Source organism: uncultured Aquincola sp., assembly GCF_964001545.1.
GTDB lineage: Bacteria > Pseudomonadota > Gammaproteobacteria > Burkholderiales > Burkholderiaceae_C > Aquincola.
In genome coordinates, this window is record NZ_CAXFDV010000634.1 from 1 (window position 1) to 6,548 (window position 6,548).

The 6,548-nt window shown below is 70.1% G+C and carries 7 protein-coding genes and 1 pseudogene; 5 read left to right on the forward strand and 3 right to left on the reverse strand.

Going from position 1 to position 6,548, the window contains the following annotated elements:
* The 5 genes from ABNT58_RS22145 to ABNT58_RS22165 all read left to right on the forward strand — a co-directional run.
* On the forward strand, positions 1-1,085 hold a 1,085-nt coding region (locus ABNT58_RS22145; RefSeq protein WP_348755569.1), incomplete at its 5' end, for a DUF6396 domain-containing protein.
* Positions 1,067-1,534: a hypothetical protein gene (locus ABNT58_RS22150; protein ID WP_348755570.1), complete on the forward strand. Its 468-nt coding sequence runs from the start codon at positions 1,067-1,069 to the stop codon at positions 1,532-1,534. The genes ABNT58_RS22145 and ABNT58_RS22150, both read left to right, overlap by 19 nt.
* 11 nt (positions 1,535-1,545) lie before the next feature.
* On the forward strand, positions 1,546-1,923 hold the full coding sequence (locus ABNT58_RS22155) for a hypothetical protein (RefSeq protein ID WP_348755571.1): 378 nt from the start codon (positions 1,546-1,548) through the stop codon (positions 1,921-1,923).
* 178 nt (positions 1,924-2,101) lie between these two features.
* A complete protein-coding gene (locus tag ABNT58_RS22160) occupies positions 2,102-2,932 on the forward strand; it encodes a PEP-CTERM sorting domain-containing protein (protein ID WP_348755572.1) in 831 nt (276 codons plus the stop codon).
* Positions 2,933-2,938: 6 nt separating this feature from the next.
* Entirely contained in the window at positions 2,939-3,736 is a 798-nt protein-coding gene (locus ABNT58_RS22165; RefSeq protein ID WP_348755573.1) for a sterol desaturase family protein, read from the forward strand.
* On the opposite strand, the gene ABNT58_RS22170 is transcribed toward ABNT58_RS22165, so the two are convergent.
* The 3 genes and pseudogenes from ABNT58_RS22170 to ABNT58_RS22180 form a co-directional block, all read right to left on the reverse strand.
* Entirely contained in the window at positions 3,737-5,554 is a 1,818-nt protein-coding gene (locus ABNT58_RS22170; protein WP_348755574.1) for an ATP-binding protein, read from the reverse strand.
* A 30-nt stretch (positions 5,555-5,584) separates the two neighbouring features.
* A complete protein-coding gene (locus tag ABNT58_RS22175) occupies positions 5,585-6,235 on the reverse strand; it encodes a response regulator transcription factor (protein WP_348755575.1) in 651 nt (216 codons plus the stop codon).
* A 92-nt stretch (positions 6,236-6,327) separates the two neighbouring features.
* Positions 6,328-6,548: pseudogene (locus ABNT58_RS22180) on the reverse strand (hypothetical protein); the annotation flags it as partial.

Below are 6,548 nucleotides of genomic sequence, written 5' to 3' on the forward strand. Positions count from 1 at the left end.
TCTGTCGCCACCAGGCCGAGCGCATGGCGGCGCCCACGCCTGCCGCGCAGGCGCTGCACGAAGAAGCCATGCAGCTCACCAGCCCCGCGCTGTGGCCCAACGAGCGCAACTGGCCGCGGGCCATGCAGTTGTGGCAGCAGGCCGCGGACCAAGGGCACTGGAAGGCGGCGCTGATGTGGCTGCACACCGCGCGCAGCGGTGCGGGCGAGAACAGTGAGAAGGGCCGCTTCCGCGTGGAGCCGCAGCGTCCCGAAGTCATCGTCTCGGGCCTCGAGCGGCTGATGCGCCTGGGCTTGGCCGATGCGTTTTACTGGATGGGTGAGCTGCACACCATTGGGAATGGCGTCAAGCCGAGCGTGGACCGGGCCTGGGCCTTCTGGGAGCTAGCCGCAGACCTCGGCAGCCCGCTGGCGCAGACGCGCATCGCCAAGGCGCTGACATTTGCGAGCCGGGAGCAAGAAACGCCGACGCTGGCTGAGTGGGCGAACCTTGAGTTGAAGACCGTGCTGCTGGAATGCGCCCATGCGCAAGGGCATGCAGAGGCCAGCCATCTGCTGGGCAAGCATCTGGACGAGGACGCCAACTCCTCCCGCCGCCTTCCGCGCTTCAAAACCCCCGCCGAGCAGTACGCCCACGCCTTGCAGGTACTCCACGACGGAGTCAAGTACGGCAGCGAATCGGCGGCCAAATACTTATCTGTATCCTTTGATGAAGGCGACGCCCTCGTCGGCTCTGCCTTTATCGATAAAGACCGTTCAGAACGCTACTTCGAACTGGGCAACGCCCTCTACGACAACCCCGACCTTCGCTTCCCCAACCTCGACCGCGTGCTGCCCCTTCCTCCGGCCAAGCTGCCACCGTGGGACATGAACGACGTCGATGGCCTGATCCGCGCCGCACAAGGCGTGCGGGTCACGCCCCAGTTGCCCCCGCAGCCCGCCGCCAGCGAACCCGGCCGGGCCCGCATACCGCCCGGCTTGCGCACCGGGTTGAGCACGGCTGCGTTGGATGGCCACGTTGTCAGCCGGCGCGCCGCCGACGCGAACTGGACGCAGCAGGCAGGCCCATGGCGCGCGAACAGGTAGTCCGCAAGACATTCGATCACGGCCAGTGCGCTGCGGCCATGCCCAGCTCGGGAGGCTGGGTCAGCCGCGTGCATCAACATGCCATTGAATACGCCACCGCAGAGAACGAGGTCCGCGGTCTCGCGCTCCTGTTCGGCGGGCTGGTGAGCGGGGGCGGCCTGCTGTGGGGCGCCTCGTGCCTTGCGCCGTGGTTCAACTTCAGCCCCCGCGGGCTCCGGGTCACGGTGCTCATCGTTTTGCCGTCGGCGCTGGCCCTTGTGTGCGCGGGCCTCCGCCTCATGGCCTGGTATGGCCGCCGAGAGTTGTTCAGCCCCCTGGACCTGCCCCTCCTCTTCGATCGCCGACACCGCAAGGTCTACCGGATGCACCGCACGCCGCCCGGCGGTGTTCGCGGCCTGTTCAAGCCCTGGCCGGCGACGGACTGCTGCTGGGCGAGCCCATGTCGCTGACCGAGTCGACCGTGCCCGCCGCTTGGGAACACCTGCGCCGCTACATGAACGAGAACGGCCCGCCGCTGCAGCCGGGCGAAACCCTGCGAGAGACGACGCTGCCACAGGGCTGGCGGCAAAGCCTGGGCATCGTCAGCGTCTTCGGCCCGGGCTGGCGAGGGCGCTGGCGTGAGAGCCCGTGGCTGATGGGCCTGCTGCACCTTCTGTCGCCGCTGATGGTGCCCCTGGGCCTGGCGATGGCGACCACCCATCGGCTGAGCTGCATCACCGCCCGCGAGGTGCCTTGGCCCCAAGACATCCTGGACCGGATCGGGCCGGCGCTGCCGACCGAGCAGGCGCAGGCCGCCGTACAAGCCCAGCGGGCCAGGCGTGGAGGTGACACGGCGTGATCGCTCGCCCGCCGCCGGGGTGGGCCGGTCGCCCCGGCTGCAGGCCGGCGAGGCCCTCACATGTTCATACGATGGTGATGCGAACACCTGGTTACTAGCATCGGAAACAGCCAAAGCGCTCGGCGCCATCGCCTCGATGGCCAGCGCGGAAGGCCGCTACAACCCCACAGGAGTCCGCATGCATCGCTTCCAGTCGCAAGGTCAATACCTTGGCGCCGCCCTCATCGCCATGGCCTGCAGCAGCGCCATGGCCTCGCCGCCCACCAACCTCGTCACCAACGGCGACTTCGAAGCCACCGGCGTCGGCCAGATCGGCAGCGTCGTTGCCGGCACCGGCTGGACCAACCCCACGGTGTGGTCGCCCGAGGCCCAGCGCAACGTGACGGCCTTCAACTTCATCCTCGACGAGTCGGGGGACGACCAGATTCATGGCCTGGTCGGTGGCTTCGCCTCGGAGAACACGCCCTCGCTGAACACCAACATCTTCGTCTGGGGCCCGGACAATGGCGTGCCGAACGGCTTCCGCACCAGCAGCAACGGCGGCAAGTTCCTGGGTGGCGACGGCGGCTATGCCACCGGCGCCCTCACCCAGACCATTTCGGGCCTGACGGTCGGCCAGCAGTACACGCTCAGCTTCGAGTGGGGCGGCGCCCAGTTCACCGACATTCCCAGCTCGGCGGGTCCGTACTGGGTGGGCTGGGACGTCAGCTTCGGCGCCGCCGGCACCACCGGTGAAACCTTCAGCGTCGGCGGTTCGGGCACCACCATCCCGGCCAACGGCTTCCTGGACTGGGCGGTGGCCACCACCACCTTCACCGCCAGCGCGGCCACCCAGGTGCTGAGCTTCCTGGCCACCGGCCCGAGCGGCCTGCCGCCCTTGTCGCTGCTGGACGGCGTGGTGCTCACCCCCGTGACGCCGCCGGTGCCCGAGCCCTCCAGCCTGGCGCTGCTGCTGGCCGGTGCCGGCGTGGTGAGCCTGGTCGTGCGCCGGCGCCGCCACCAGCGCTGAACGGCCATGGCAGAGATGCTGCGCGCAGCAGCCTGGCTGCTGCTGTTGCTGGTCTTCGGCCTGGCAGAGCGGCGCTGGCCGGTGCGGCGCCAGCCTCTGCTGCGCCCGGGTTGGCAGGTGGACCTGGGCTATTTCGTGCTGAGCAGCTTCGCGCCGCGGCTGCTGCTGGCGCTGCCGCTGTCGGCCTTGGCCGCGCTGCTGCACCAGGCGGTGCCCGCGGCCTACTACCAGGCTGCGGCCGAACTGCCGCTGGGCCTGCGGCTGCTGCTGGCCCTGGTGGTGTCCGACCTGGGCGCCTACTGGGGCCATCGGTGGGCGCACCGGTGGGCCTGGTGGTGGCGGCTGCATGCGGTGCACCACAGCGCCGAGCAGATGGACTGGCTGGTCAACACCCGCGCCCATCCGCTGGACATGGCCCTGCAGCGCCTGTGCGGCCTGGTGCCGGCCCACGCACTGGGCCTGCTGCAGCCGGCGGGTGCGCAGGTCGACTGGGCGCCGCTGCTGCTGGTGGTCATCGGCACGGCCTGGGGCTACTTCGTGCATGCCAACGTGAACTGGCGCCTGGGCAGGCTGGAGGGGCTGCTGTCCACGCCGCGCTTTCACCATTGGCACCATGCCCATGGCCAGGCGGATGCGATCGACAAGAACTTCGCCGCGCTGCTGCCCGGCCTGGACCGGCTGTTCGGCACGCTGCATCTGCCCCCTGGGCAATGGCCCGCGGGCTACGGCACCGACACGCCGGTGCCACCCACCTTGCTGGGCCAGCTGATCGGCCCGCTCAAGCCGCCCAGGCAGCAGACCTGATCAGGTCGTGCGGGTGCCGGCGGGCGCATGCACCCAGTGCCCCGCCAACCGCGTGCGGCCAGGCGCACTGCTGAGCTGCAGTTGCAGGCCCAGGTGCCGTGCCCGCTGGTGCAGGCTGCGCAGGCCGTTGCCGCCATGGGTCAGCATGCCTTCGTCCGACAGGAGCTCTTGCGGCATGCCGCAGCCATCGTCTTCCACCCACCATGTCAGGGCGCCCTCGCGCCACACCAGGCCGATGTGCAGGTGGCGGGCCTGGGCATGGCGGATCGCATTGCTGCTGGCCTCCTGCAGCATGCGCAGCAGCTGCAGCACGTCGCGCTGGGGGTAGTCCGGCACACCGTCCAGCTCGATCTGCCAGTGCAGGGTGGGCCGCGCGCCGGCCAGCCGTGTCTGCAGCCGGTAGCGGAAGTCGGCCACCGCGCGGGGCAGCGTGTCCTGCGTGTGGCCCAGTGCGCTGACCAGCTGCGAGCCGAGCCCGTCGTGCACATGGCCCAGCAGCGCGCTGCGCTCCTCGGCGCGCAGGCGGGCCTGCTCCACCTCCATCATCTGGGCATAGGTGCGCCGCAGTTCGCCTTCGCGCTCGGCCACCTGCTGCTCCAACGACAGCGACAGCCGGCGCTGCGCGGCCAGCGCATCGGCCAGGAATTTCAGCAGCAGATAGCCCATCACCAGCAGCGTGCTGGGGTAGCTGTAGGGCAGCAGGAAACGCGCATCGAAGCTGGTGCCGCCCAGCAGCTTGACGAAGTCGAACAGGCCGGTGAGCAGCAGCACGCCGGCCGGCCACATCACCAGCCGATGCTGCGCCTGCCGCGACTGCCGGGCCCAGAACACCGCCTGCACCATGGTGACGATGACCGCTGCGCCCACCGGCAGGTACAGCAGCTTGACCACCACCAGCGCATTGCCGCTCAGCCACACCAGTGCGGGTGCTGCGCCCAGCCACAGGCACCAGCCGGGCCAACCCCAGCGCGGCAGGCGGTTGAAGTAGGCCAGCAGCGTGACGGTGAAGATCTGCATCGACACCATGCGCACCGAGAAGGTGAACCAGCTGTACAGCTCGATGCTGACCGGCGGCACCTCCACCAGGATGTTGAGGTCGCACAGTGCATTGACGATGCTCGAGCCGCCGAACAGCAGGCACAGCGTGCGCTGTTGCGGGTCCAGCCAGACGCCGTAGATCATCGTCAGCACGCCCATGGTCAGCAGGGCCAGGGTCAGGATGTGGATGACCTCCACCTGCCAGAAATAGCGCACGCCGTACACCGGCCGCAGCTGCGACAGCGGGCCCACCGTCACCGGGCTCAGGCCGTTGGGCTGCCGCGCGTCGGCCCAGACCTCGAAGTCGAGCTGGTTGAGGCCCACCCGCCACGCATCCACCGGCGGCAGCAGCAGCTGCGGCTGGTGCAGGCAGCGCGACTGGGCCAGCGGCGCCAGCGCGCAGCCGCCCACATCGCGACCATTGAGGTGCAACCGGCCGGCCAGGCTGACCTTGGGCATGAAGACGGCCAAGGCCTCGGCCGGCGGGGCCTGCAGCTGCAGCTGCAGGCGGTAGTGCACCAGCTGCCCCTGCGGCCGCACACCCGCCGGGCCGAACACATGCGGCAGGCGCACCGCCTGCGGCGCGGCATCGGCCGGCTGCCACTGAGCCTGCGTCATCGTCAGCAGCTCGCCGGGCTGCAGCACCGGCGCCGCCACCGCCAAGGCCACCGAGGCCGGCTGGGCATCACCGGGCCCGATGCGGTGCAGCCAGGCCCACAGCGCGGCCAGGCACAAGGCCACCAGGCAGACGGCTGCGATGCGCAGCCGGCCCTCACCCACGGCCCAGCACGCCCAGCAGCCGGGCGCGCATCAGCGCCGTGACCTTGGAGGTGGCGTCCAGCTTGCGGTAGAGGTGGCGGATGTGGTTTGCACGGTGGACTGGCTGATGGCCATGCTTCGCGCCGTGTCGCCATAGCTCAGCCCTTCGGCCAGGCAGACCAGCACCTGGCGTTCGCGGTCGGTCAGCGCCAGCGCGGGCTCTGGCGGCGCTTCGGCTGCCGCGGCATCGTTGCTGGCCGCGCTGCCCAGTGCCAGCAGATGCCGCGCCACCCCCGGGCTGACCAGGAACTGGCCGCGCCGCACCGCATTGATGGCCGCGGCCACGGCATCGCTGTCGCCGTCCTTGACCAGGTAGCCACGGGCGCCGCGGCGCAGCGCCTGCACGAAGTTGTGTTCGTCGCTGCGCTGCGAGACCACCATCACATGGGTGTCGGGCCAGCGCTCGCGGGCCACCGGCAGCAGGGTCAGGCCGCTGCCATTGCCCAGGTGCAGGTCCAGCAGCACCAATGCCGGCGGCTTGCCCCGCCAGCCCTGGATCAGGTGCAGGCAGGCCTCGACGCTCACGACCCAGTAGGCCAGGGACAGGCCGGGCTGCTGCTCGATGCAGCTTCGCAACCAGGCGGCGTGCTGGTGGTCGTCTTCGACGAGCACCACTTCCTCGACGTGATTCAGTGGGGTCACAACGGTCTGCCTGAGGGTGGGGAGCCCGCCGCTCCCCGACGCGGTGCAGGCTTCTGTTACAGACGATTGTGGCCCACCCGGCCGAAGCTGCGCTACGCCACCGCGTCTGCCACCGAAAACACCACCCGCGCCTCACCCAGCCGGCCTTCGTAGGTGCCGGGGGTCATCGTGTCCCAGGGCTTGATGAGCGTGCCGGTGGTGACGATGGCGCCGGCCGGGATGGACAGGCCTTGTTCGGCGGCATGGCGCCAGAAGTGCTGCATCGAGACCAGCGGGTCGGTGCGGTCGTCGCCGGCCAGCGCGGGGCCCACCA